Annotated in this window: 20 protein-coding genes; 7 read left to right on the top strand and 13 right to left on the bottom strand. The window is 64.3% G+C overall.

The window, feature by feature from the left end; genetic code table 11:
- Positions 1-84: 84 nt before the first annotated feature.
- From H6851_00985 to H6851_00975, 3 genes are all read left to right on the top strand, one after another.
- A complete protein-coding gene (locus H6851_00985; GenBank protein MCB9942183.1) occupies positions 85-2,976 on the top strand; it encodes an Rne/Rng family ribonuclease in 2,892 nt (963 codons plus the stop codon).
- Between the two features lie 104 nt (positions 2,977-3,080).
- Positions 3,081-4,262: an aminotransferase class I/II-fold pyridoxal phosphate-dependent enzyme gene (locus H6851_00980; GenBank protein ID MCB9942182.1), complete on the top strand. Its 1,182-nt coding sequence runs from the start codon at positions 3,081-3,083 to the stop codon at positions 4,260-4,262.
- Between the two features lie 149 nt (positions 4,263-4,411).
- The gene (locus tag H6851_00975) at positions 4,412-5,773 is read left to right on the top strand and encodes a M48 family metalloprotease (protein ID MCB9942181.1); all 1,362 of its coding nucleotides are present in this window, start codon (positions 4,412-4,414) and stop codon (positions 5,771-5,773) included.
- Between the two features lie 12 nt (positions 5,774-5,785).
- On the opposite strand, the gene H6851_00970 is transcribed toward H6851_00975, so the two are convergent.
- A complete protein-coding gene (locus H6851_00970) occupies positions 5,786-6,712 on the bottom strand; it encodes an IS1595 family transposase (GenBank protein MCB9942180.1) in 927 nt (308 codons plus the stop codon).
- 184 nt (positions 6,713-6,896) lie between these two features.
- On the opposite strand from H6851_00970, the gene H6851_00965 reads away from it, so the two are divergent.
- The 3 genes from H6851_00965 to H6851_00955 all read left to right on the top strand — a co-directional run bounded on the left by H6851_00965 (position 6,897) and on the right by H6851_00955 (position 10,203).
- Entirely contained in the window at positions 6,897-7,664 is a 768-nt protein-coding gene (locus H6851_00965) for a DsbA family protein (GenBank protein MCB9942179.1), read from the top strand.
- A gap of 78 nt (positions 7,665-7,742) precedes the next feature.
- The gene (locus H6851_00960; protein MCB9942178.1) at positions 7,743-8,663 is read left to right on the top strand and encodes a hypothetical protein; all 921 of its coding nucleotides are present in this window, start codon (positions 7,743-7,745) and stop codon (positions 8,661-8,663) included.
- A gap of 133 nt (positions 8,664-8,796) precedes the next feature.
- Positions 8,797-10,203 carry a SpoVR family protein gene (locus H6851_00955; protein MCB9942177.1) on the top strand — a complete coding sequence of 469 codons (1,407 nt, stop codon included), beginning with the start codon at positions 8,797-8,799 and terminating at the stop codon, positions 10,201-10,203.
- A gap of 178 nt (positions 10,204-10,381) precedes the next feature.
- Here H6851_00955 and H6851_00950 read toward each other — a convergent pair whose 3' ends face one another.
- Both H6851_00950 and H6851_00945 read right to left on the bottom strand, forming a co-directional pair.
- Positions 10,382-11,164, bottom strand: a complete 783-nt coding sequence (locus H6851_00950; GenBank protein MCB9942176.1) for an MBL fold metallo-hydrolase — start codon at positions 11,162-11,164, stop codon at positions 10,382-10,384.
- A complete protein-coding gene (locus H6851_00945) occupies positions 11,161-11,943 on the bottom strand; it encodes a TatD family hydrolase (protein MCB9942175.1) in 783 nt (260 codons plus the stop codon). The genes H6851_00950 and H6851_00945 overlap by 4 nt, the downstream gene beginning before the upstream one ends.
- Positions 11,944-12,151: 208 nt before the next feature.
- On the opposite strand from H6851_00945, the gene H6851_00940 reads away from it, so the two are divergent.
- Positions 12,152-14,419: a S8 family serine peptidase gene (locus tag H6851_00940; GenBank protein ID MCB9942174.1), complete on the top strand. Its 2,268-nt coding sequence runs from the start codon at positions 12,152-12,154 to the stop codon at positions 14,417-14,419.
- A 15-nt stretch (positions 14,420-14,434) separates the two neighbouring features.
- On the opposite strand, the gene H6851_00935 is transcribed toward H6851_00940, so the two are convergent.
- From H6851_00935 to H6851_00890, 10 genes are all read right to left on the bottom strand, one after another.
- Complete coding sequence (locus tag H6851_00935) at positions 14,435-16,144, bottom strand: methionine--tRNA ligase (GenBank protein MCB9942173.1); 1,710 nt, start codon at positions 16,142-16,144, stop codon at positions 14,435-14,437.
- Positions 16,086-17,186, bottom strand: a complete 1,101-nt coding sequence (locus H6851_00930; GenBank protein ID MCB9942172.1) for a DNA polymerase III subunit delta' — start codon at positions 17,184-17,186, stop codon at positions 16,086-16,088. The genes H6851_00935 and H6851_00930 overlap by 59 nt, the downstream gene beginning before the upstream one ends.
- A complete protein-coding gene (locus H6851_00925; GenBank protein ID MCB9942171.1) occupies positions 17,183-17,842 on the bottom strand; it encodes a dTMP kinase in 660 nt (219 codons plus the stop codon). Before H6851_00925 ends, H6851_00930 begins: the two co-directional genes overlap by 4 nt.
- Before the next feature lie 35 nt (positions 17,843-17,877).
- Positions 17,878-19,008, bottom strand: a complete 1,131-nt coding sequence (locus H6851_00920) for a D-alanyl-D-alanine carboxypeptidase (protein ID MCB9942170.1) — start codon at positions 19,006-19,008, stop codon at positions 17,878-17,880.
- An 83-nt stretch (positions 19,009-19,091) separates the two neighbouring features.
- Entirely contained in the window at positions 19,092-20,072 is a 981-nt protein-coding gene (locus tag H6851_00915; protein MCB9942169.1) for a septal ring lytic transglycosylase RlpA family protein, read from the bottom strand.
- Positions 20,072-21,055 (bottom strand): lytic murein transglycosylase, encoded by a 984-nt coding sequence (locus H6851_00910; GenBank protein ID MCB9942168.1) that lies wholly within the window; start codon positions 21,053-21,055, stop codon positions 20,072-20,074. The genes H6851_00915 and H6851_00910 overlap by 1 nt, the downstream gene beginning before the upstream one ends.
- A gap of 117 nt (positions 21,056-21,172) precedes the next feature.
- Positions 21,173-22,402 (bottom strand): TIGR03087 family PEP-CTERM/XrtA system glycosyltransferase, encoded by a 1,230-nt coding sequence (locus tag H6851_00905; protein ID MCB9942167.1) that lies wholly within the window; start codon positions 22,400-22,402, stop codon positions 21,173-21,175.
- 224 nt (positions 22,403-22,626) lie between these two features.
- Positions 22,627-23,667 (bottom strand): FemAB family PEP-CTERM system-associated protein, encoded by a 1,041-nt coding sequence (locus H6851_00900; GenBank protein ID MCB9942166.1) that lies wholly within the window; start codon positions 23,665-23,667, stop codon positions 22,627-22,629.
- On the bottom strand, positions 23,664-24,485 hold the full coding sequence (locus H6851_00895) for a DUF3473 domain-containing protein (protein ID MCB9942165.1): 822 nt from the start codon (positions 24,483-24,485) through the stop codon (positions 23,664-23,666). Before H6851_00895 ends, H6851_00900 begins: the two co-directional genes overlap by 4 nt.
- Before the next feature lie 59 nt (positions 24,486-24,544).
- Positions 24,545-25,453 carry a hypothetical protein gene (locus H6851_00890; protein MCB9942164.1) on the bottom strand — a complete coding sequence of 303 codons (909 nt, stop codon included), beginning with the start codon at positions 25,451-25,453 and terminating at the stop codon, positions 24,545-24,547.

The raw sequence follows: 25,453 nt of genomic DNA, 5'->3' as shown, positions 1-25,453 counted from the left end.
TCGTGCGCTGGACCAACCCGTATGATCGTGACCGGGCTCGCGTGCCGAGGCCGCTGTCCGTGCTCCGGTCGGAGATTCACCCAGATGACGAAAAGAATGCTGATCGATGCGACCCATGCCGAAGAGACACGGGTCGTCGTCGTCGACAAGGACCAGCTCTGCGATTTTGATTTCGAGACATCGACCAAAAAGCAACTCAAGGGCAATATCTATCTTGCCAAGGTGACCCGCGTCGAGCCGTCGCTGCAGGCGGCGTTCGTTGATTATGGCGGCGACCGCCACGGCTTTCTGGCCTTCAGCGAAATTCACCCGGATTATTACCAGATCCCGCAAGCCGACCGTGAAATGCTCGAACGCATGGAGCGTGAGCATGCCCATGAAACGGGCGACGAGGGGCACGGTGATCACGAAGGCGACAGCGAGACTGTTTCCGATGCGCAGGAGTCCGGCGATGGGGGATCGTCTTCGGACGAGGACGATGCACCTGTCGCCGATGATGACGGCGGGAGTGCCGATGCGGGGGCGGACGAGGCCGAGGATGAGGATATCGATGACGCCACCGCTGCCGCCCGGATGGAGGCATCGAGACGCGAGGCCTCGGTTACCGTCGATGCCGAGGAGGAGACCGCGGACGTGGTCGATGCCCAGGCGCGGATGCGCGCGCGCCTGATCCGGTCCTACAAGATCCAGGAAGTCATCAAGCGCCGGCAGATCCTGCTCGTGCAGGTGGTCAAGGAGGAGCGCGGCAACAAGGGAGCGGCGCTGACGACCTACCTGTCCCTCGCCGGACGTTATTGCGTGCTGATGCCCAACACCCCGCGCGGCGGCGGTATCAGCCGGAAGATCGCCAATGCCAATGATCGCCGACGGTTGAAATCCATTACCCAGGAGATGGAAGTCCCCGAAGGAATGGGGCTGATCGTCCGCACCGCCGGCCAGCAGCGCAACAAGTCGGAGATCAAGCGCGACTATGACTTCCTCCTGCGCCAGTGGAGCGACATTCGCGAGACGACGCTGGAAAGCGTGGCCCCCGCGTTGATCTATGCCGAGGGCGATCTGATCAAGCGCGCGGTTCGCGATCTCTACTCGCGCGATATCGAGGAAGTGCTTGTCGAGGGAGAGGCCAGCTATCGCGTGGCCAAGCGGCTGATGCAGATGATGATGCCCAGCCGTGCTCGGAACGTGAAGCAGTACAAGGACGAGTTGCCGCTGTTCTATCGCTACAAGGTCGAGGATCAGCTCGATGCGATGCACAGCCCCACCGTGTATTTACCGTCCGGCGGGTCGATCGTGATCCACACGACCGAGGCACTGACGGCCATCGACGTCAATTCCGGGCGTTCGACCCGTGAACGGCACATCGACGAGACGGCGCTCAAGACCAATCTCGAAGCGGCCGACGAGGTTGCCCGGCAGTTGCGGTTGCGCGATCTCGCCGGCCTTATCGTCATCGACTTCATCGACATGGCCGAAATGCGGCATCAGCGGCAGGTCGAGCGCCGTTTCCGAGAGGCGCTGAAAATCGACCGTGCGCGCCTTCAGGTCGGCAAGATCAGCATGTTCGGCCTGCTGGAACTGTCGCGCCAGCGCCTGCGGGCCAGCCTGCAGGAGCTTTCCTCGCAGGTCTGTCCGACATGTTCGGGGCTGGGGGTGATCCGCTCCACCGAAAGCTGCGCCCTTCAGGCACTGCGCCTGGTCCAGGAAGAAGGTATCAAGAACGAGATTGCCGAGCTGTCATTAACTCTGCCCGTCGATGTCGGTCTCTACCTGTTGAACAACAAGCGCGATATCCTGGTGCAACTGGAGGAGCGCTACGACATCGACGTGTCGGTTCAGGTCGATGCAGAGTTGCATGCGCCGCACATGGAGGTGCAATCCGTCAAGCGCACGGTCGATGGCGAGGCGGTCGAGGAGGGCGAGTCGTCCGCATCCGCACCCGCATCGACGCGTGGTGGGGAGCGGGGTGATCGCGGTAGCGACAAGGGACAGGCTTCCCCGACGCAGAACGGCGAGGATGAGGATGACGGGCGTGGCCGGAACAAGCGCCGTCGCCGCCGTCGCCGCCGCCGCGGCGGCAGTGACCAGCAGGATGATTCGCCGACCATGGCCGGTGAGCACCGTCAGGCTGGCGATGTCGATGACGACGAGACTGCCGAACCGGCTGACGATGCGGGCGTTGGCGATTCTGCGCAGGAGGAGCCGGAGGCGAAGTCGGGCGAGAGGGAGGTCCGTACGCGCCGTCGTCGCCGCTCGCGTCGCCAGGCCGAGCCTGCCGAATCGGCACCCGGGACGGACGAGCAACCGCCGGTGTCGGCTGATGCGGCCATTGATGTTCCCGTCGAGGAGCCCGGCAATGAGGTGCCGGCAGGTGATGCGCCGTCGGCCGATGGTGCATCGGCCGAAGACGGGGAGGAGGACAGGCCGCGCCGTCGTCGCCGTCGCACGCGGTCCCGCAAGGCGGATGCTGCTGCCGGTGAGGACGCTGGTGGCAACGAATCCCCGGCCGACCCCGAAGCCGTTGCTGCCCATGCCGCGGTGATCGACGAGGTCGTGGCTGTCTCCGAGGCGACAATGACCGAGGACAGCGTCGGGCCCGTATCTCCGGCCGAACCATCGCAGCTGGACGAATCGCCGGCCGGTGAGGCACAGCCGGACGGGGTGCAAGGACGTGAAGTGCGGGAGGAGACCGGGCGGGCGGATGAGACGCATGTCGAACCTGCTGCCGATATCGCCGTGGAATCGCCCGAAGAGCCAAGGCCCGAAGAGCCAAGGGTGGACGAATTCGCTACATCGGAATCGGTGCCAGCCGTCGAAGAAGCCCCGGTGGCACTGGTTGCTGACGCGACGGTCGAACAGCCGCAGGCGTCAGCGGGAACCGACGAAGGCGAGAGCCCATCCGCACCCGCTTCCGACATCGACGAGAGCGAGGATGACGGCGAGGTCCGCCGTGGCTGGTGGAGTCGTTGGGTCCGCTGATCCGGGTCTCTCATCGGACAGGGGACCGGTCGATTGCGGCTCCCTGTCCTGATGTCCCGTAGCGTTTCCCGGTCGATCGTTCGCGAGGTCGTGCCGGAACGGTAATGACGTGGGATTCTGTCGTGCAACCTTCGCAACGCAGCCGGATCAGCCCCTTTCTCGCCATGGACGTCCTGCGCGAGGCCAATGCCCGCGAAGCGGCGGGCGGAACCGTGCTGCACATGGAACTGGGAGAGCCCGGCGGGGGCGCTCCCCCATCGGTGATCGAGGCTGCGACCCGCTGCCTGCGGGAAAGACCGGTCGGCTACACCAATGCGTTCGGCATCGGCGAGCTGCGCGAGGGTATCGCCGACCTCTACCGGCGATGGCATGGGACGACGGTCGCAACAGAACGGATCGCGGTGACGGCGGGAGCCTCCGGCGGGTTCGTGCTGGCATTTCTGGCAGCCTTCGACAAGGGGGATCGGGTGGCCGTCGCCGATCCGTCCTATCCCTGCTACCGCAACACCCTTGAAGCGCTCGGCATCGAGGTGGTGCGCATGGAGGCAAAGCTGGAAAACGGCTTTCAGCCGACACTGGCGGAACTCGATGCACTTGTCGTCAGAGAGGGAGCGATCGACGGGCTGGTCATCGCCAGCCCTGCCAATCCCACCGGCTCGATGATCGGCGACGACGACCTGGCCGCCATCGCCCACTGGTGCGACGCGCAGGACGCAAGGCTGGTGGCCGACGAGATCTATCACGGAATCACCTACGAGCGCCCGGCGACGACGGTCCTGCGTCACACGGACAACGCCATCGTCGTCAACAGTTTCTCGAAGTTCTTCGCCATGACCGGCTGGCGCATCGGCTGGCTGGTTCTGCCGGCTGATCTCACTGCCGCCGTCGAACGGCTGGGACAGAACCTCTACATCTCGGCATCGGCCATCGGCCAACATGCTGCCATCGCGGCGCTGAAGGCGGAGGCCGAGTTGCGGCCACGAGTGGACACCTACCGCAAGCATCGCGACCTCGTGCTGGCCTCCCTCGCACGCGCCGGTATCGACCGGATCGCTCCGGCCGAAGGAGCTTTCTACGCCTACGCCGATATCGGCCGTTACAGCGACGATTCGATCGGATTCTGCAGCCGGCTGCTGGCCGATACCGGTATTGCCATAACACCGGGTGTGGATTTCGACCCGGTGCGCGGACACCGGTTCGTGCGCTTCTCGTTTGCCGGCGAGACAGGGCAGATCGAGCGTGCGTGTGCACAGTTCGAAACATGGATCCGCACGTTCGGCCGCTGATCCTTCCTTAAGCAAATGGTTACTCAATGGTGCCATAATGGCAGAATGCTGGTAAGGTAAAGGCATCGTAGGCAGCTTGCTGCCCTTGTCTAGGTAGGCAGCTTGCTGCCCTTGTCTGGCCCAAGGTTTGTCGGGAGACCTGTTCGACCATGGACATCGCAATGGGGACCAGCGGCCCGAGGGCGCGGTCGAGGAGTTTCCGGGCAAGGCTGGTGCTGGCCTTGCTGGCGCTGATGCTTGCCGTGCAGTCGGCCGTTGCCCAGCAGCTCATCCGCGACGAGGAGATCGAACGCATCCTCGCGGGCGTGGCCGACCCGTTGTTCTCCGCAGCCGGGCTCGATCCGGATTCGGTGAAGATCTACATGATCGCCGATCCGCGGCTGAACGCCTTCGTCGCGGGTGGGCAGAACCTGTTCATCAACACCGGCCTGCTGATGCGCAGCGAGAGCCTCGATCAGGTGGCTGGCGTGATCGCCCATGAAACCGGTCATATCGCCGGCGGCCATCTGTCGCGAATCGGCAAGGAGAGCCAGAATGCAGCCGCCGAGGCGTTGATCGGCGCGCTGCTTGGCGCAGCGGCCGCCGTTGCCGGTGCACCTCAGCTTGGCACGGCGATTGTCGCCGGGGGGGCCACGGTGGCCCAGCGCAACCTGCTCGCTTTCAGCCGGGCGCAGGAACAGTCCGCCGACCAGGCCGCCATCGGTTACCTCGAGCAGGCCGGACGCTCGCCCGAGGGGTTGCTCCAGTTCTTCCAGATCCTGGAAAACCAGAATCTGCGCATCAATGTCGATGGCAGCGAATTCCTGCGTACCCACCCGCTCACGCGCAATCGTATCGCCTTCCTCGTCAACCAGGTCGATCAGTCGCCGCTCAAGGGCGAGCATGAAAGCAGGCTGGACGATATCGAACATGCACGCATGGTGGCCAAGCTCGACGGCTTTCTCGACAATCGCAACCAGGTTTTTCGCAAGTGGCAGGGCGATACCATCCCCGACATCTATGCCCGTGCGATCGCCTATTACCGCTCCTCCGATATCCCGCAGTCGCTGGAGCTGATCGACCAGCTTCTCGCCCGCGAACCCGACGACCCATGGTTCAACGAGCTCAAGGGGCAGATCCTGTTCGAGACCGGCGATGTCGCGGCGGCCGTTGCACCCTACCGCAAGGCCAACCGGGAGGTGGGCGATTCCGCCCTGCTCAAGGTGGGCCTCGCCCGGGCGCTGATGGAATCCGGCGGCGATCCCGGCCAGGCGATCGACCTGCTGCGCGAGGCCTCCGTGATCGAGCCGCAGAACCCCTCCGTCTGGCGTTTCCTCGGCCTCGCCTACGGACGCGACGGCCACGATGGCGAGGCTGCCCTTGCCCTGGCCGAACATGCGATGCTGCTGCGCAATCGCGACGATGCCCAGCTCTATCTGGCCCAGGCGAAGAAACGCATCTCGCAGGGCGACCCGGGCTGGGTGCATCTGCTCGACCTCGAACGTGCGGTCAGCGACATGGAAGCCGGATAACGCCACTAGTGCCTATCCGCTTGGCTCAGCTTGGTACAACATCTTGTATGTCGTTGGTGGGTGCCGAGCGGTCAGCCCGAGCAGAGACTGAAAGGCAGCCATCGGCGTGCGACGGCGATTGAAGCGAAAGACGAACTCGTCGACATAGTGCGGCAAGTGCTTCGCACCGACACCGTGATGAGTTCCCTTCAGCCAGGTCTTGAGATTGGAGAAGGTCCTGTGGACTCGCGGTAGGAGCTTGGCGGCATTCTTCGGATCTCCGACGGTCGACGGCTGGTGGTCGTAGCTCGTGCGCAGCGGAGCATAGCCTTGCCATCCATCGGTCAACACGATGCTACCTGGCTCGACCGACGTCTCGACGAAGGTGGTCAGCGAGCTGGCGGACAGATCCTCGACGACGGCGAGCCTGATCCGACCGGAGCCGTTGCCACGCACCTCGACGGCGCCAGCGACGATGGATTTCGTGCTGTCACGCTGGCGTCCGCCGCGGCGCCCCGACTCGACACCGCCGACATAGGCTTCGTCGACCTCCACCGTGCCCGAGATGCGATCCCGCTCCGGTCGCAGCATCGCGCGGCGCAGCTTCTGCAGCATCGTCCAGGCCGTCTCGTAACGCGCCAAGCCGAGCTGCCGTTGCAACTGAACTGCCGAAAAACCAGGCGTGTGCGTGGTCACCAGATAGGCGGCCGAGAACCACGAGCGAAGCGGAAGGCGCGTGCGGTGCAGGACCGTGCCTGCGGTGACCGAGGTCTGATGCCGGCATGACTTGCACTGCAACAGATCTCGCGACGACACCTCGAATGCGGAACTGCCGCCGCAGCGTGGGCAGCGATAGCCATCCGGCCATCGGCACGCCACGAGGTAGTGCCGGCAGGCTTCCTCGGAGCCGAACCGAGCTTGAAACTCGGAAAGCGTGCGTGGAAAATCGGGACGGGACATGCAAAAGACCGACCTAAGCGCTCAACACAACATATAGACGAGCCTGAGCCAAGCGGATAGGCACTACGCCACTTTTCGCAGATGTGAATGGCTATTGTTCCGGTCGTCGCCTAGAAATCTCACCCGCGAACGGCCAACCTGCGGCATAATGGTCTGTCCCTGTTGGGCTGGAATCCTGTTCAAGATGAAAGGTGAACCCATGCGCCATGTTTTCCTCGGCCTGCTGGCCGCGATCGGTGTCGGCAGCCTCGTTGCGGCCGTCCCTGCGATCGCCCAGGACAGTGGCAAGGACCTACCGGTCGACCAGGTCGAACGCATCGTCAAGGATTATCTGATGCGCGAACCGGAGGTCATCCTGCAGGCGATCGAGGAATACCAGAACCGTCAGAAGGCCGAGGACGAGGCCCGCCAGAAACAGGCCCTTCTCACCCAGTCCGACGAGATCTTCCACGATGACCGCGACGGGGTCATCAATCCCGACGGCGATGTCACTCTCGTCGAGTTCTTCGATTATCGCTGCGGTTACTGCCGCAGCATGAATGCCGGCCTGCAGTCGCTGATCGCCCGCGACACCAGGCTGCGGTTCGTGCTCAAGGAATTTCCCATCCTCGGCGAGGACAGCCTGCGGGCATCGCGCGCGGCCCTTGCTGCCAAGAAGCAGGGAGCCTACGAGACCTTCCACAATGCGCTGATGACCGCCTCCGACATGTCGATGGCCGCGATCGAGCGGCTGGCGGAGCGCAGCAATCTCGATGTCGACAGGCTCAAGGAGGACATGGAGAGCGAGGATGTCGCGGCCCAGATTGCCAGCACGCTGGAACTCGGCCGATCGCTCGGCATCTCCGGCACTCCGAGCTTCGTGCTCGGCGACACGATCATCCCCGGTGCGGTACCGGTCGCCAATCTGGCCGCGCTGGTCGATGAAGCGCGTTCCGGTGAAGGCGCCAACTGAGCCGGCAGACCCGGGTCGATGACTTGAATAAGAAAATAATCCTTGAAATTACCGCTATCTTGAGTGAAGATGGCGGTCATGAGCCATGGGTTCCGCATCTTCGACGATCGTCTGGCCGGCCCCCTGCATGGCTGGGGGCCGCAGGACTTCTGGCGTTTTTCGTGGGCAGCCGCGCGCGGCGCCGGGCCTGCGGAACTGGCGGGAACGTCCGGTCTCGACGAGCGGGCGGTCGCATGGCTGCTCGATGAACCCGTCGTCGCCCGGCTGGTCCGTTCCTATGCGGGCTGTGCCGGTGACGATGACGAGGCGTTCTGCCGGCGGCTGCGGCCGCTGGTGAGACGCAAGATCGAGAGCGAGCTGAACCGCGAGCCGACCGACCTTCGCCTGCTCGTCTTCTGTTCCTACTGCATCGATGTGATCGGTCGCGATCCCGCCCGGCGCGGAGTCGAACTGCTGCTGGCCAGCCTGCGCGAAAAGCGCCGGACCTTCCGCCGCCGACGGCGGACAGATGCCGCATCCGCATCTTCGGCGACACCCGCAATCCCGCCAGGTAGCCACCGCATGCGGCCGTACCCGACGCCGGAAGCCCCCGATGCGACCCACGAGGAGCTGGCAGCGGAAGCCATGACGCGGACACTACGTTCCGGCGAGCGTGCACTTGCCCGGGCGGTCGTTGGCGATCTGGTGACCGCCGGCAGCGAGCTGTTCACGCTGGTGGTGACAGGGGTGACAGATGAGGATGCCGGACCGTCCGTACCTTCGGCCGGCAGCGGCAAGACAGCGCAGCCGGTCATCGTCCATGCGACCGCACAGTCGGTCATCGCCCGCAAGGCCATGGCCCTGCGGGCAGGCAGCTTTCTCGCCACCCGGCAGCCATGCCCTGCGGCCGGAGGGCTCGCGGAGGTTCGGTCCGGGGCAGGGAGTGCGGTGAGCGTCCCGTCGGACGCGGCCGGTCCCGGTTCCATCGGGAAGCGGGAAAACCCGCCGCAGGCACCATAGGGATGATGTTCGTGGCAACTCCCGTCTCGACAGGCTTTCCCATATAATCTACCATTGCGTTTATTATACCTTTTGAAATAACGCCCAGGTCGTAAGGTTTCACAGGCAGGCCCTTACTCATCTGGAGGCGGATATCGTGACGAGCTGGTCGATGGCGGATCTGGAGCGCTGGGACGTGAAGATCCGGGAAAAGGTGCAGGAGTTCGAGCTGGACTGCTACCCGCAGGAGTTCGAGGTCTGCGATCAGGAAGCGATGCTCGGCTACATGGCCTACCATGGAATGCCTTCCCATTATCCGCACTGGAGTTATGGGAAATCCTTCGAGCAGACCAAGACGCTCTACGGTTATGGCGTTCAGGGCCTGCCCTACGAGATGGTGATCAATTCCGACCCGTGCCTGGCCTATCTGATGCGCGACAACAGCCTCTGCCTGCAGGTGCTGACAATTGCCCACGTCTATGGCCATAACGACTTCTTCAAGAACAACTTCACCTTTACCTCCGGCACGCGCGCCGGCGACACCATCAGTGCGTTCAAGCGGCGGGCCGACCGGGTGCGTGGCTATATCGAGGACCCGTCGATCGGCCCCGATCTGGTCGAGGCGTTCCTCGATGCGGCCCATGCCCTGTCGATGAACCGCTCGCGCAACGCGCTGACGCCGAGACTGAGCCGGGCGGAGCAGCGGGCGAGGGCGCTGGAGGCGGCGACGCCGCGCACCGACCCGTTCGGCGAGTTGCATGCCGGCGAGGAGCCGGCGGAGGTCGACCTCTCGCGCGTGCCGCTGGAACCCGATGGCGACCTGTTGCTGTTCGTTCGCGACCACAATCCCGATCTCGCCACATGGCAGCGCGACCTGTTGACCATCGTCGACGAGGAGGCCCGGTACTTCATTCCGCAGATGGAGACCAAGATCATGAACGAGGGCTGGGCCAGCTACTGGCACCACAAGATCATGTCGAGCCTCGACCTGCCGCAGGAGATCTTCCTCGAATTCATGGTGCGGCACAATCAGGTGATCTGCCCGCATCCGGGCGGTCTCAACCCCTATCACGTCGGCTTCATGGTCTGGCATGACATCGAAAAGCGCTTCGGCGGGGCGGATACGCCCGAGGGCCGGGCGAAGATGATGGTGGTGCGCGAGAGCGACCGCGACGTCGCCTTCCTGCGCCGTTTCCTGACACACGACCTGATGCGTGAACTCGACATCTTCTCCTATGCTCCGCGCGGAGAGCACCTGGTCGTCGATGCGGTGTCGGACGAGGACCATTGGGAGAACGTGCGCAACAAGCTGCTGTTGCAGGTCGGTTGCAGTTCGATGCCGGTCATCAGGATCGCCGATTGCGACCACAAGGGCGGCCGCATCCTCTATCTGGTGCACGACCACGATGGCCGCGACCTCGACCTGTCACAGGCGGAAAAGACACTTGAGCATCTGCGCTATCTCTGGGGGCATGACTGCTATCTCGAAACCAGCCTGCGCGAGAAGAAGGCGCTGCTCACCAGCACCGAGGAGGGCTTCGATGCGAAGCTGATCAACTGAACGGAGCCGGTTCGGGACAGGTGGCGAGCTTGAATCTCTTTGGGTACATTCCCCGCTGCTCGCTGCGACGGTGGAGGAGCGCAGCGACGACTAGCGACCGACCGGGAGCGCAGCCTGCGTGGCGCTTGAACGCAAAGGCGAATACCCCGCTGCTTGCGGCGGGGTTGTTTATTGGTCCTCAGTCCGCCGCATTCCCGATATCGATGACAAGTCCGTCATGGGCCGGTTCGATGCCCGGCGGAAGCTTGTCCAGCCAGGCGTTGTAGTCCACCTCGTGATTCATGTGGGTGAGCCAGCAGCGTCGTGGGCCAACGCGGTCGATCCAGCCGAGCGTGCGTTCGAGATGGGCGTGGCTCGGGTGCGGCTTGTCGCGCAGTGCGTCGACGATCCACACCTCGACACCTTCGAGAATGGATAAGGCATTCTCGTCGAGACCGTCGGCATCTGTGGAATATCCGAACGGCCCCACCCGGAACCCCCAGCTCTCCCCGCGGCCATGCTTCTGCCGGAAGGGGACAAAGTCCAGGGCGCCGATGGAAAATGGCCCGGTGAACGGTCGTTCGTCGAGCTCCGGCCGCCAGAATCCCCCTTCTGCATGCCGCCCGCCGAGGAAGGCGTAGGGGAAGCGGTCCCTGATCCGCTGCATCACCTCCGGTGCCGCATGGGTCGGGATCGGCTGGCCGATGACGTTGTTGATCTGCCGCAGGTCGTCGAGCCCGTGGATGTGATCGGCATGGGCATGGGTGTAGATCAGGGCGGTGATGCGGGCGATGCCGGCGGTCAGGCACTGATCGCGCAGGTCAGGGCCCGTGTCGAACAGCACCTGTTCGCCGGCGGCTTCGAGGAAGATGCTGCAGCGGCGGCGGCGGTTGCGCGGATCGGGTGAACGGCAGACAGCGCAGTCGCATCCGATCTGCGGGACGCCGGAACTCGTGCCGCATCCCAGAACGGTAACTCTCATGCAGGCCGTTCCGCCTTGCTGAACAGACGGAAGAAATTGTCAGTGGTCAGTGTTTCCACCTCGGCAATAGTCATCTGCCAGACCTCGGCAAGCCTGCCCGCCACATGGGCGACGAAGGCCGGTTCGTTGCGTTTTCCGCGCTTGGGGACGGGTGCCAAATAGGGACTGTCGGTTTCGAGGATGATCCGGTCGCGCGGCATGTGGGCGACCGTCTCGCGCAGTTCGGTGGAGCGGTTGAACGTGAGAATGCCACCGATACCGAGGTGGAATCCCATCTCCACGGCCCGCTCGCCCAACCATGGACTGGAGCTGTAGCAATGGATGACGCAGCCGAACGGCCCCCTGGCCAATCCCTCTTCGAGGATGCGGATCGTGTCCTCCTCGGCGTCGCGGGTATGGACGATGAGGGGCAGTCCGGTCGCCCGCGCGGCGTCGATATGGGCGCGGAACCCCGCTGCCTGCGCCTCGCGGGGGCTCTTGTCGTAGAAATAGTCCAGTCCGGCCTCGCCGATGCCGATCACCTTGGCATGGGCCGCATGGGCGATCAGTGGAGCGGCGCTGTCGGGACCTTCTTCTCCCGACTGATGGGGATGGACACCGGTTGCGCACCATACCCCGTCATGCCGATTTGCCAGTTGCAGAACGTTGTCGAAGGTCGAAAGTCTCGTGCTGATGGTCAGCATGGTCCGCACGCCCGCTTCGCGTGCACGCGCCAGCACGCCGGCCTCCTCGGCCAGCAGTTCGGGAAAGTCGAGATGACAGTGGGAATCAACGAGCATGAGGGCCTTCGGTTTCGATCGGTTGGCAGGCGGAGGATCGGTCGTCAGGATCTTCGAACTAGCTTCCCTGCCGGTGAGAGGCAAGGTTCACGGCTATGGTTAACGCGATTGACGTCATGAGGTGTGGTCCCGATAGCAATGACGTTCGAATGAGCCACCTGGCGATTTAACCATGGTGAGGCAATAAGGTTAACGGGAGAAGAACGTCATGCGGGAATGGCTTCGAAACGGCGCATCCGGCGTGGTCATCGCCCTGCTGCTGTCGGGCTGCGGGGGTGGGGGCTCGGGCGGCGGTTCGGCCACGATGGCGAGCAGCCCCTCGCAACCGCAGCGGCCTGCCCTGCAACCGCCCGCTCCGACCACTGCCCAGCTGAAACGCGAACTTGCCAGCAGCTGGTCCCTTCGCGCTGTCCGCGGCGATGCAGCCCTGGCCGCCGGTGCCACCGGCAAGGGGAGCGTGGTTGCGCTCGTCGACAGTGGAGTGACCTCCTATAACGGCCCAGGCGGAACGGTGGATCCGACCGACTTCAACGACGACCTCCACCCTGCCAGTGCAACGTTCCGCAACGGTCGTGTGGTGGCCGGTGGTGGCCGGGACGACCTCGATCACGGAAACTGGGTCGCCTCGCGGATCGTGTCGAAACGCGATGGCCGCATGATCGTCGGCATCGCTCCCGACGCGCGGCTCATGTCCCTCGACGCGGACCAGTCCTGTGGGGCCTCGTGCTTTCGTGCCGATGATACGGCTGCTGCCGTGCGCCATGCCGCCGCGAACGGTGCCGATGTCATCAACCTGAGCCAGGGGAGTTCGGACCTCGCAGGGTTTCCGATCGCATCGCTGGTTGAGGCGACCGGTCAGGACGTGGTGATCGCGGCCGCTGCCGGCAATACCGGTGGATCGCTGATCTATCCCGCTGCTTATGCCGGCGATTCGCGACTGGGTGGCAAGCTGGTTGCCGTCGGATCGGTCGGCGCCGATCTCACGCTCGCCGCCAGTTCATCCAGGCCCGCCACCCCGGAGCAGGCGGAATTCTACCTCGTCGCGCCGGGACAAGGTGTGAATGCCACCAATGCCGCCGGTGAACTGCAGAGAGTCAATGGCACTTCGTTCGCCACTCCGCTGGTCAGCGGGGCAGTGGCCGTGCTCAAGGCCCGTTTCCCTTTCATGAGCGGCGCGCAGGTCGTCGACCTCCTGCTTTCCAGCGCCCGCGATCTCGGTGCTGCCGGCACCGATCTGACCTATGGACGCGGCATGCTCGACCTCGGGGCTGCACTGGCGCCGTCGGGCAGCCTGTCCCTGCCGGGCAGCGATGGCTCCTCGACGCAACTTGCCGGCAGCCATCTCGATCTCGGACCGGCCTTCGGTGATGCGCTGGCGGGTTCCGACATCGTCACTGCCGCCCTTGCCATCGACGGGCTCGGTCGCGCCTATGATGCCGGTCTGGGGCGGGGCATCCATCGTCATGACCCGGCACCGCTGCTCCAACAGCGGTTCGACGCGTTTGCAATGGGCGAGGCCACGGACGGCCGGGCCAGCGGTTCCGCGCCGCTGCTGGGGGGAGGAGTGAGCTGGACCGCCCGGACGGCGGCCGCGGATACCCGTTTTACGGCCTATCGTGCGGAGAATGTCGATGATGACAGCCGGGGTCGTGTCGGATGGGCCTTTGGCGATATCGATGACCGACGCCTGCGGCTGGGGTTCGACATGCCCGCCTCGGCCTTGTACAGCGAAATCCATGACAATGAAGGGCTCCTGCTCTCGCCTGCGGACATGGCCATGCCGGCGCTGGGCCTCGCCGGATCGGGCGAGCAGTTCATGTTGGCGGCGCAGGGCCTTCGCGTCGCCGTGCATTCCGGAGATGCCTTGCAGGGCGATGGCGGCAGCGTCATGATCGCCACGCGGGTAGAACTCGGCGGAGGGTTCGCCGTGACCCACAGCCTCGTCAACGAGGACGGGGCGGTGCTGGGCAGCGATGCCGGCGGCGCGTTTGCGGGGCTGGGGACGGGTGCCCGGACGCAGTTCCTGGGCCTCTCCCTCGGCCGGAAGCTGGCGGGCTGGTCGATCGGTATCGATGCCAGTGTAGGCCGCAGCGACATCGACAGTGGCAGGGGGGCATTCGGCGACTGGTCGGCGGTCTGGTCATCGGCCTTTGTCGCCCGTGCAACGGGGCATGACCTGATCGCACAAGGCGACCGCCTGGGCATCGCGTTCGGCCAGCCCCTGCGGGTGGAGGACGGTAGCGTCCGGGCCGAACTGCCCGTGTCGCAGGCTGCCGACGGCTCGATCGGCTATGCCTCGTCCCGCCTTGATACCACGCCCAGCGGACGTGAATTACGCCTCGAACTCGCCTATGACCGACCGCTCGGCGAGCATGCTCGCGTCCAGCCGTGGCTGATGCTGCGCCATGAGCCCGACCACGTGGCGCAGGCCGACGACGAGGCGGTCTTCGGCCTGCGCTTCGATTTTACATGGTAGGAAATGTCATTCGGTTCAGGTAGCCGGCTCGGCCTCGATGTGGCGCGGGAATACGCCTTCGGGCCGGGGCAGGGGGGTACCCGGTACCAGGCGGCCACTTTCGCCAAGTGTGGAAAAGTCCCGCTTGTCGATGGCCAGCAAATCAAGAATGCGACCGGACGAGTCGGGCATGTAGGGCTGGGTGAGAATTGCCAGATGGCGAATGGTCTCCGCCAGCACATAGAGCACGGTGGCCATGCGCGCGGGATCGGTCTTGCGCAGGGTCCAGGGCGCCATGCTGTCGACATAACGGTTGGCGTCGGCAATCACGCGCCAGATGGTTTCGAGCGCCAGATGCGACGACTGCCGCTCCATGTGCCCACGCACCGTGTCGAGAAGAGCTTCGGCCGAACCGATCAACATCTGGTCCTCATCGGAGAATGCGCCGGGTTCGGGCACGGCACCACCGCAGTTCCTGCCGATCATCGACAGTACCCGCTGACAGAGATTGCCGTAATCATTGGCCAGGTCGCTGTTCATCCGGCGAACCATGGCAGCATGACTGAAGTCACCGTCATTGCCGAATGGCACCTCGCGCAACAGGAAATAGCGCACCTGGTCGAGTCCGTAGCGCTCGATCAGCTCATAGGGATCGATGACATTTCCCAGCGACTTGGAGATCTTCTGGCCCTCGTTGGTCCACCAGCCATGGGCATGTATGCGCTTCGGTGGTTCGATGCCCGCCGCCATGAGGAATGCGGGCCAGTAGACAGCATGGAAGCGCAGGATATCCTTGCCGACGACATGGACGTCGGCAGGCCAGAAGGTCGAGAACAACTCGCAGTCGCGATCGGGATAGCCCACGGCCGATATGTAGTTCGTCAGCGCATCGAGCCAGACATACATCACATGGTCGTCGTCGCCGGGTACCGGCACGCCCCAGCGGAAGGTGGTCCTGCTTATCGACAGGTCCTGCAGCCCCCCCTTGACGAAGCTGATCACCTCGTTGCGGCGGCTTTCCGGCAGAACACGGTCCGGGTCCTCGTCGTACCAGGCCAGAAGCCGGTCCTGCCAGGCCGACAGCCGGAAGAAGTAGGATGGCTCCTCCACCCACTCCACGGGCGCTCCCGTGGGCGCCTTGCCGTCCTTGATCTCGTTTTCGGCGTAGAATGCCTCGTCGCGCACCGCGTACCAGCCGGCATAGCTGCCGAGATAGATGTCGCCAGCCTCCAGCAGGCGGTTCCACAGATCCTGCACCGAACGCTTGTGACGGGCCTCGGTCGTGCGGATGAAATCGTCATTGGAGAAATTCATCGCCCGGGCAAGGTCCCGGAAGCGCTGACTGACCTCGTCGGTGAAGGACTGCGGGTCCATGCCGCGGGCGGTCGCCGCCTTCTCCACTTTCTGGCCGTGCTCGTCGGTGCCGGTGAGGAAATGGACTTGTCTGCCGTCGAGCCGCATGAAACGGGCTACCGCATCGCAGGCCAGCGTGGTGTAGGCATGGCCGATATGCGGGTTGTCGTTCACGTAGTAGATCGGCGTCGTAACGTAGTAGGCACCAGGTGCGGACACGGGGTGGGCTCCCAAAGATTTTTCACCATCGGGGCCGGTAGACCCTGACGATCGGAAAATACGGCAGAACGACGATCCGGAGCCTTTCCCGAATTTCGGCAAATCGGGAAAGGCTCTAGATCGGGAAAGGCTCGCGGGCAGCCAAGAATGACGGTGCAGACGATCCGGAACCATGCGTCGGGCGATCGGCAAACATCATGGCCGCCAGCATCAGTTCCTGACGGGGATCGTTGTTCAGCTTGTCGACCCGGCTCGCGAGGCCATTCAGCTTGTTCCACAAGGATGTCCAATGATCAAGCGGGCTGCCGGCGGAGATGGTCGCCAGCCGTTGTTCCTCGTGCTCGACCAGCGGGCGACCGAGGTCGGCACCGCCCGAAAGAAGTGCTACTCGGTGCAATGTCTGTCCCAGCAGTTCCGCCGTCATGTGGATATCGCTTCGCCCGTAAAACTCTGTCAGGACGTCAAATATCGCCTGGCTGGGCAGATCATGGTCCGCCGTGCCGGCTGCCGCATCGAGCAGGCCGGCATAGGCTTCGAGAAATCCGGTAAGGGCGAGCTTCAGCGCCCGTCCCGGCGAGCCGTCGGCGAGCCGCGCCAGAGCCTCGATCCGGTCCGGCTGTCGATCGGGCAGCCAGGGGTCGATCACGTCGACGGTCCCGGCAAGGCTCAGCGGGCGCAGGTTGAGCTGGGCGCAACGCGAGCGGATGGTAGGCAGGACCGCTCCCGGCCGATGACAGACCAGCAGGACCACCGTCTGCGGCGGCGGTTCTTCGAGGATCTTGAGAAAGCCGTTGGCGGCATTGGTGTTGAAGAGGTCGGCGGCATCGACGAGCACGACGCGGCCGCGCCGTCCGCTGGCGGTCTCGTGCAGCTTGTCGATGACCTCGCGCACGGTCTCGATGACGATATGGCTCTGCATCCTGCCGGTACGCGGATGAGGTCGGCGATTGATGAGGTGAAGGTCCCCATGCGAGAGATGGGCCACCTGGCGGAAGATCGCCGATTGGGGATCGTCCGGGTTCTGGTCCGATGGCGCGAGCATGTGTCGCGCCAGCCTGAACGCGAAGGTCGCCTTGCCGATGCCGCGAGGACCCTGCAACAGCCAGGCGTGGGGCAGCCGGCCGCTGTGCCGCGCCCGCTCGAACAGGTCGAATGCCCTGTCGTGGCCAAGGCACAGCGGGTTTTCACGCGGCCGGGGGAAGGGCAGGTCGGTCATCCGGTGCCGGCTTCCAGTGCATCGACGGCATCGCGGATCTGCCGGGCCACTGCCGCCACCGGAAGGGTCGCATCGACCACCCGGATGCGACGGGGTTCGCGGCGAGACAGTTCGAGAAAACCCTTTCGCACCGTTTCATGGAAGGCGTGGTCCTTGGCCTCGAAGCGTCCGGCACCGCCACCGGCATGGCGGCGGGCGAGGCCGGTTTCGACGGGCAAGTCGAGAACAAGTGTCAGATCGGGAAGAGTGCCAACGAGCAAGGGTTCATGAAGCCGGTCGACCACATCAAGGCCGAGGCCCCCGGCCAGTCCCTGATAGACGCGGCTCGAATCATGGAACCGGTCGCTGATCACCCAGAAGCCCGCGGTCAGCGATGGCCGCAGGACCCGCTCGACATGGTCGCTGCGCGCCGCCATCATCAACAGCAGTTCGGTCATGGGATGCCAGCGATCGACGGAACCGTTGGTCACCAGACCGCGAATCTGCTCGGCGCCCGGTGTTCCGCCGGGTTCCCGTGTCGTCATGACGTCATGACCGCTCCCACGCAAATGCTCTTCCAGCAACCCGATCTGCGTGGTCTTGCCGGCTCCCTCGCCACCTTCGAGCGTGATGAAGCGCCCACGCCGTGGCGGCGACGCCGGTTGCGATGACGAGATACCGGGGGTCGATGACACCTCAGCCCGTGGCACGGTCAGTCACGTCCCCAGATAAGATAGTCCAGTGCGCCGGTCATGCGTCCGAAGATGCCTGCCCGTGGCACATCAATGGCGGCGACCAGCGGGATCGTGGCGGCGGGTTTGCCCTGAAGGTCGATCTCGACCTCGCCGAGTTTCTGGCCCGCCGTGATCGGTGCGGCCACCGGGCTCTCGTAACGCACCTTGGCGCTGAGGCCGGGGCGTTCGGCACGATCCAGCGTGATGCCCACGACATCGTGCCCGATCAGCGGCACCGTGCTGTCCTCACCTTGCCAGACCGGAACCTCGACCACCGTCTGTCCCTTGTCGTAGATGCGGTACTCGTGGAAGTTGCGGAAACCGTATTCGAGCAGCCGCTCGGCTTCGCTGCGTCGCTTGTTCGAACTGGTGGTGCCCGCCACCACCAGAACCAGCCGGCGTCCGTCGCGCTCGGCCGATGCGACGAGGCCGTAGCCGGCCTCGCTGGTATGTCCGGTCTTCATCCCGTCCACGCCCGGAACCCCGGCCCGCAGCAAGGGATTGCGGTTGGTCTGCTTGATGCCGTTGTACTCGAATTCGCGAATCGAGTAGAGATCGTAATATTCGGGATATTCTTCGATGATGATGCGGGCGATCGTGGCAAGGTCACGAACGCTCATGTAGTGGTCTTCGGCGGGCCAGCCGGTCGCGTTGGCGAAATGGCTGTGTTCGAGGCCGAGTTCCCGGGCGCGTGCGTTCATGCGGTCGACGAAGGCCTGTTCGCTGCCGGAGACGGCTTCGGCCAGCACGATGCAGGCGTCGTTGCCGGACTGGACGATGACGCCGCGCAGCAGGTCGCGCACCTTCACGCGCGTGTTGACCTCGACGAACATCCGCGAGCCGCCCATGCGCCACGCCTTCTCGCTGACCGGCAATTCCTGGTCGAGTGCGAGGCGGCCGCTCCTGAGATCCTCGAAGATGACCAAGGCGGTCATCAGCTTGCTCATCGAAGCCGGCGGCAGTTCCTCGTCGGGATTTTTGGCGAAAAGCACCTTGTCGTTGCGATAATCGAGAAGAATGGCTGCACGTGCGTCGACTTCAAAGGCCCGCGCTTCACCGCATACAAGCAGGACGGTGAGGGTGACGGCGGCGAACAGGCAGCGCAACATTCACGATCTCCGGATTTCGAGGGTGATTGCAAGGCCGTGGCAGCAGGTCCATCTGCCATGCCGTTGGCCCGGATGGTGATGGGTCAGCAACTGATCACATACGCTTCATGGTATCCCAGGCGCCGAAGTTCGGCCAGCACGTCGAAGGCCCGCAGGCGGGTGTCCAGAGGTCCGACGCGCAGGCGGAACAGGGAGCGGCTCCTGCTGTCGACATGGTCGATCCTTATGTCCCCCAGACGTCGCAGGCCGCGCGATATCCTGTCCACCCGCTGTCGGTCGCTGAAAGCGCCGATCTGGACGAAGTTGTTCGAGGACAGGCAGGCCGTGGCGGATGACGTGCCCGATGCCGGTACGTCGTTAGTCCGGGACAACTGTGGAAGGTCGTCGAGATCGCCTGGCAGCAGCGTGCCCGCCTGCGGCTGTCGACCGCCCGCGGAGGGTTCAAGGGCAGCGGTCTGAATGCGGGTCGATCCGAGGTTTCTCGGGTCCGGCGAGGCTGCGGCCGGCTTTGCGGCCGCCCTTTGCGTTGTCCCCCGGGATGGACTTGCCGCCTGCCCGGTGGTCGGTCTGGGCGGCGTGCCGTCGGCCGAAGCCAGTTCGAGGAAGCGCACGCGTACACGGGCGAGGCCCTTCTCGCGGAAGCCCAGTTCGCTCGCAGCCGCTTCAGAGAGGTCGATCAGCCGGTCATTGACGAACGGTCCCCGATCATTGACCCGCACCACCAGCTTGCGACCGTTTTCGAGATTGGTCACCTCGACAAGGCTCGGCAACGGCAGGGTCGTGTGCGCGGCGCTTATGAGGTCCTTGTCGAAGCGTTCGCCATTGGCCGTGTTGCGGCCGTGAAAGTAATCGCCGTACCATGATGCGATACCGGTTCGTTCGTAGGACGGATCGAACTCGGGTTGATACCAGCGCCCCTTGATCGAGTAGGGCTGCCCCAACTTGTAACGACCGCCGCCATCGTCGGGCAGGCGGGGAGTGCTGCTGCAGGCGGCCAGCGCCAGCAGCAGGACAATGACAACGGGCCGCAGCCACGCGGCACGGCGAAATGGCGACAACGGCATCAGCGGCCGCTCCTCAGGGCATCCGAAAGCAGGCCGACACTGGTGGCAAAATAGGTCGACCGGTTCCAGCGCATGATTACACGAAAATTGTTATACACGAGATAGGAAGGCCCGGCACCGTCATCTGTGGTCACCAGCGAAGCGTTGATGTCGGCGACGGGCAGGGGACCGCCATCGGCGCGGCGAAGCCCCATGCGCTTCCATTCGCGCAGTGGCAGCTCGTTGTCGAGGCCGATTTTCGAGGCAGCGACCTTGCCCGCACCTGTAACCTCGCGCCCCCAGATGTAATCTCGATCCCAACCTATGCGCGAGAGATAATTGGCCATCGACGCGAAGACGTCAGGCAGGCTCGTCCAGATGTCGCGGCGTCCGTCACCGTCGGCATCGACGGCATAGCCGGCGAATGTCGATGGCATGAACTGCGACTGGCCCATGGCCCCGGCCCAGGAGCCGAACATGTTGACCTTGTCGACATCCCCGTTGTCGAGAATTTGCAGGGCCGAAATCAGTTCACGTGTGAAGAGTTCCTCGCGTCGACCATCATAAGCCAGCGTCGCGAGTGCATCGATCACCGGGAAGCGCCCCTTGAACTCGCCAAAGCTCGATTCGATGCCCCACAGGGCCACGATGACTTCGGCCGGCACACCGAAGCGGCGCTCGGTTTCGGCGAGGACGGCCGCATGCCTGCGCAGCAGTTCCCGGCCCTTCGCGATCCGCGATCGAGAGATGACCTTCCTCTTGTATTCGACAAAGGTCATGCGCCCTTCAGGCTGCTTGCGGTCGAGCTCGATGATGCGGTCGATGGGTTTCACACCCTCGAATGCCGTATCAAGCGTGTGCTCGGTGATCCCGGCTCGCAGGGCCTGGCCGCGAAAACCCTCAAGCCAGCTCTTGAAGCTGGTCTGGGCCGATAGCGGCGTGGCGCTCAGGATCAGGCCGATCACACCGAGGGCCGGTCCGAAACGCCCGCGTCGAAAAGCCATGTTCTGTTTACCCAAGGCATGATGTTGTACCTGGCCATGATCCTAGCGTACAACGTCCGGTTGCTAAAGACCTTCCGGTTCACTCGTTGGGCAACCATGTGAAGGCCGGGCCATCCGTCACATCTTTGCCGCGGTTGGGCTACCGCGACCGGGAGAGCGGATCGCGTCGATGATCGCATCGAGCCGGGCAAGGCTTGCGCCCCAGGAATGGCGCTTGATCACCCGCTGCCGCGCCGCACGACCCATGCGCTTGACCCGCTCGGGATCGTCGAGAAGATTGCCGATGGTGGTATTGAACTGTTCGGGATCGTCCGCGATGATGAGATGTTCGCCGGTGGTGGCATCAATCCCTTCGGCTGCTGCGCTGGTTGCCACCACCGGCAGACCCATCGCCATGGCTTCGAGCACCTTGTTCTGGATGCCGCGGGCAAGCTGCAGCGGAGCGATCGAGATCGTCGCGTGAGCTAGCCAGGGTTGCACCTCAGGCACGCGCCCGGTGACCAGGACGTCATCGCCGTCGGCGAATGCCCGGATGGCCGCAGTCGGTGCAGACCCGACGATGGCCAGTCGCGGGCGGGTCGGGTGGCGGCGCAGGATTGGCCAGACACGATTGTGGAACCATTGCATGGCCTCGATGTTGGGCGGGTAGTTCATGACCCCCGTGAAGACCAGTACCGGGCGATGTTCTCCCCCGTAAGGCGATGATGTCGGTTTGTCCGGATCGAACATGCCGGTGTCGACACCATTGGCCACGGCATGAATCCGTTGCCGGGAACCGCCGGTGATTTTCCGGCAAAGCTCGGCTTCGGGTTCCGAGACCAGGATCGTCGCCGCGGCCCTTGCGACGATGGAACGTTCGAGACCGGAGACGAGTTCGGCTTCCCGCCGGTAGATCCACCCCTTCAACGGCCCCCGGTCACGGGCCATGGCCTGCCATTTGGCGCTGTCGCAATCGACGAGGTCGAAGATGAGGGGAGTGGCATCGATGAGCGGGGCGACAGCTCCGGAATAGCCGATGGCGAGATCGATTCCCTGTTCGACGCGCTGGCGAACCCACTGGCGCAGGGCAGGATCCTCGAACACCGCCACGCTCAGGGCCTTCCGGGTCAGGAGGGCCGTCGCCATGCGCCGGAGTTTCGCCGCCCGTCCCATGACGGACAGGTGCAAACTCGCGCACCATCGGTTCAGCTCCCCCGACGGTTCGATATCGGCCGGATCGTCGATGAAGGCCGCGAGGTGGACACGATGGTGCCGGGAGAGGTGGCGAATGATGTTGAACGCGCGAATCTTGTCGCCCTTGTCAGGCGGATAGGGAACCCGATGAGCGACGAACAGGATCTCCGCCATGAATCACCGCTCCGGGCAACGGGGTGGCGGACTGGCGGCGTCTGCGACCCACGACGCATGTGACGACAGGCCGTCGGCCGTTCCCCCTACATGCAGCGAGGATGGCAGATGCCCGCGCCGGCGCAGGCAACCACCCGTCCGCGTTTCAAGGTCAGCGGAAACGGGCCGCGCGATGCGGCCGGCCTCTTCCCGCCATGTGATTGTCAGCATGACGCCACCCGTTGCTAGCCCAGTTGCCGGGCGATGGGTGGCCCCACGATCTTTGTCAACCAGAATGGCATTTTCTGCCACATGTTGATGAATATCCGGTACTTCGGGTTGAGCGGATTGATTTCCGGTGGCGTGCCTCCGTCCTTCATCCAGAATCCATAGGTCAGTTCCTCGGGTTCGAAACCCCAGTGCCGCTTGAAATTGTAGGCGCCGGTATCCTTCTTGCTGCGACCGAAGTCGAACATCGTGCAGCCGCGCGACACCACCGCATGACGCATGAGTTCGTGGTACATCACGTCGTTGGCGGCAAGGTCGCGAGCCTCCGGCAGGCTGCCGCCATAATAGGGCAGAACGGTACCCTTGTGATAGAAACTCAGTACCGAGGCCACGGGCCGCTGTTCGTGCTCGATCGTGAGCACGTCGCAATCCCCGGCAAAGGTTTCCTGCAGCGCCCTGAAATACCCCTTGCCGAAAACCGGCGTCCCCAGCCGGTGCACGCTCGCGGCATAGATCTCGTAGAAACGGTCGATCCCGGGGTCGATGACGGCGGTCAGGCCGAAACCCAGCCCCTTGCGCACCATCGCCCGCTGCTTGCGCCGAATGCGTGCCAGATTGGCATCGGGATCGCTCTCAAGCTCTCGCCGGAAGCCGACATAGGTGCCGCCGGCATCGACCCATCCGTCGCGATCCGGAGCCGGTGCGCGAAATTCGATGCGCTCCGCTCCCAACTCGCCTGCGATGGCCTCGGCGGCGTCCAGCAGGGCTGCGAGGCTGTCGTCATCGCTGACCAGCGGCCCGCCATCGACGCAAAACCCGGTGCTGATCAATGCGTGACCGAAAAGCGGGCTTTTCACCTGCACCAGCGGGAGAACGCCGGTGACCTCGTCGCCGCGCCGCGCCTCGATGAAGTGACAATCATGGCCGAAGCCGTCCTTCATCGCCCTTTGCCAGTCGCTGCGGTGGAAAAAGGTGCCGGCCGGATGGGCGTCGACATAAGTGTCCCATGCCTGCTGGCGGTCGGCGGCAAGCGGCGCCGTCCGGATGGGCTGGCTCATTGACGATCCAGCTCGTTTCGATAGATGACGTCGATCCGGTCCCAGGCGAACCGCTGCATCAGGTCCTTCAGCATCGAGGCGCATCGTGAAAGCCTTGTGTAATGACGAAAACGGGTTTTCAGATCGAGCCCGTCGGGGCGTGGCTGGCCCGGATCGACCTCCCAGGGGTGAAGATAGAACATTCCGCGGATTCCCGGTTCGCGCACGGCCCGAGCCAGCGCGTAACGGGTCCATGCATAGGGCAGGATGCGGAAATAGCCTCCGCCGGCGCAGGGCAGATTGCGGCCGGCGAGGGGCAGGACCGTCACCGGCAGCTCCGTTATACCGTCGCGCCAGTGCGGCCGGCGCTCGCCGCGAACATCGCCGTAATGGTCATTGGCGACCGGGTGGGAACTCGAACTGTAGCTGTATCCCGTCTCGCGCAGGGCGTCATAGGCCCAGGGGGTGGCGGTGTTGATGGAGAAGTTGGGAGCACGATAGCCGTGCACCGCGACGCCACCCGCCTGTTCGAGGAGATCCTTTGACTTCGCAAGATCTTCGCGAAATTGGGATTCGCTCATTTCATGGACGAGTTTGTGGTCGTAGCCGTGGCTGGCAAGCTCGTGCCCATCCTCGACGATCCTGCGGACAAGTCCGGGATGGCGCTCGGCCACCCATCCCAAGGTGAAGAACGTCGCCTTTGTAGATGTTTCTTCCATGAGATCGAGGAGACGTCCGGTGCTGGCCACGACGCGCGACGGCAGGCGATCCCAGTCGTCCCGGGCATAGTGGCAGCGCAGTGCCCAGACCTGGAAGAACTCCTCGACATCGATGGACATGGCGTGGACCGCGCCGGACCTGTCCGTGGCGTCGGCTGTGGGAATGGATCCGGGATGTGTCACAACTGCCGACCCTGCTGCTCCTGCATCCGGCCCAGCCAGCGCAACAATCGCTGGGCCGCCTCGATATCACGTGCGGCTTCCTGCCGGGCATCGCCGCCGCTGATCGCGCGACCGGCCTCGATCGAATTCTGGAGACGGTCGATCCGTACCTGAAGGGCGTCGATATCGCTGTCGTGGCCACGGCCGACGGGCCTGATCGAATCCTGCACGGCCTGTTCGACGATCGTGCTGTCGATCAGGCTGTGGCCATCGATGGCGGCCAGTGCCAGGGCGCGGCTGCAGATTCTGCCCAATCGGCGAGGAACCCCACCTGTGGCAAGATAGAGCGCGTCGCGTCCCCCGTTGGTGAGGATTCGCGTCCCCTGCCAGCCGACCATCCGCAGGCGGTGGTGGACATAGGGTACGATCTCGTCGCTGCCCAGCGGGCGCAAGGTGAGGGTTTCGCGTGCCGCCTTGCGGGCAATGCCGGAGCGGGTCTCCTTGAGCTGCCCGAGCAATTCGGGCCGTCCCAGCATGAAGACGCGCACGCCACTGATCTCGCTCAGTCCTGCCAGCCGTTCGAGCTTGTCCGGAGTGAGCCTCTGCGCCTCGTCGATGACGATGAGCAGCTTTCGCCCCGCAGTGTGATTGAGGCGGGTCTCGCCGGGCACATCGATATCGTCGGCACGAAAGTGGAGGACCGGCAGGTTGGGGCGCTGGAGCCTTGTCTCGATCAGGCGGGCCAGCATGGTCTTGCCGATGCCGGGCTCGCCGGTAAGGATGGACAGCCGTGTGCCGGCCGCCAGCGAGAGTGTCAGTCTGGCCAGGGCGTCGCGCTGGCTGTGACAGTCGAAGAACCAGTCGGGGTCCGGCTCCAGACGAAACGGACGGCCGGCAAGTCCGAAGCTTTCCGCATAGGCGATCAT

The sequence above is a fragment of the Geminicoccaceae bacterium genome, from assembly GCA_020638465.1.
Taxonomy (GTDB): Bacteria; Pseudomonadota; Alphaproteobacteria; order Geminicoccales; family Geminicoccaceae; genus JAGREO01.
Note: the sequence above shows the minus strand (reverse complement) of the source record. Positions and strands in the feature narration are given on the sequence as shown.

Bases quoted from the DNA above. Each gene is read 5' to 3' on its own strand.
- H6851_00965 (MCB9942179.1), top strand. From the start codon at position 6,897: ATGAAAGGTGAACCCATGCGCCATGTTTTCCTCGGCCTGCTGGCCGCG.
- H6851_00960 (MCB9942178.1), top strand. From the start codon at position 7,743: ATGAGCCATGGGTTCCGCATCTTCGACGATCGTCTGGCCGGCCCCCTG.
- H6851_00930 (MCB9942172.1), bottom strand. From the start codon at position 17,186: ATGACCGACCTGCCCTTCCCCCGGCCGCGTGAAAACCCGCTGTGCCTT.
- H6851_00910 (MCB9942168.1), bottom strand. From the start codon at position 21,055: ATGGCTTTTCGACGCGGGCGTTTCGGACCGGCCCTCGGTGTGATCGGC.
- H6851_00935 (MCB9942173.1), bottom strand. From the start codon at position 16,144: ATGGTTCCGGATCGTCTGCACCGTCATTCTTGGCTGCCCGCGAGCCTT.
- H6851_00890 (MCB9942164.1), bottom strand. From the start codon at position 25,453: ATGATCGCCTATGCGGAAAGCTTCGGACTTGCCGGCCGTCCGTTTCGT.
- H6851_00980 (MCB9942182.1), top strand. From the start codon at position 3,081: ATGACGTGGGATTCTGTCGTGCAACCTTCGCAACGCAGCCGGATCAGC.
- H6851_00950 (MCB9942176.1), bottom strand. From the start codon at position 11,164: ATGAGAGTTACCGTTCTGGGATGCGGCACGAGTTCCGGCGTCCCGCAG.
- H6851_00970 (MCB9942180.1), bottom strand. From the start codon at position 6,712: ATGTCCCGTCCCGATTTTCCACGCACGCTTTCCGAGTTTCAAGCTCGG.
- H6851_00940 (MCB9942174.1), top strand. From the start codon at position 12,152: ATGCGGGAATGGCTTCGAAACGGCGCATCCGGCGTGGTCATCGCCCTG.
- H6851_00920 (MCB9942170.1), bottom strand. From the start codon at position 19,008: ATGTTGCGCTGCCTGTTCGCCGCCGTCACCCTCACCGTCCTGCTTGTA.
- H6851_00905 (MCB9942167.1), bottom strand. From the start codon at position 22,402: ATGGCGGAGATCCTGTTCGTCGCTCATCGGGTTCCCTATCCGCCTGAC.
- H6851_00915 (MCB9942169.1), bottom strand. From the start codon at position 20,072: ATGCCGTTGTCGCCATTTCGCCGTGCCGCGTGGCTGCGGCCCGTTGTC.
- H6851_00895 (MCB9942165.1), bottom strand. From the start codon at position 24,485: ATGTCCATCGATGTCGAGGAGTTCTTCCAGGTCTGGGCACTGCGCTGC.
- H6851_00985 (MCB9942183.1), top strand. From the start codon at position 85: ATGACGAAAAGAATGCTGATCGATGCGACCCATGCCGAAGAGACACGG.
- H6851_00900 (MCB9942166.1), bottom strand. From the start codon at position 23,667: ATGAGCCAGCCCATCCGGACGGCGCCGCTTGCCGCCGACCGCCAGCAG.
- H6851_00975 (MCB9942181.1), top strand. From the start codon at position 4,412: ATGGACATCGCAATGGGGACCAGCGGCCCGAGGGCGCGGTCGAGGAGT.
- H6851_00945 (MCB9942175.1), bottom strand. From the start codon at position 11,943: ATGCTCGTTGATTCCCACTGTCATCTCGACTTTCCCGAACTGCTGGCC.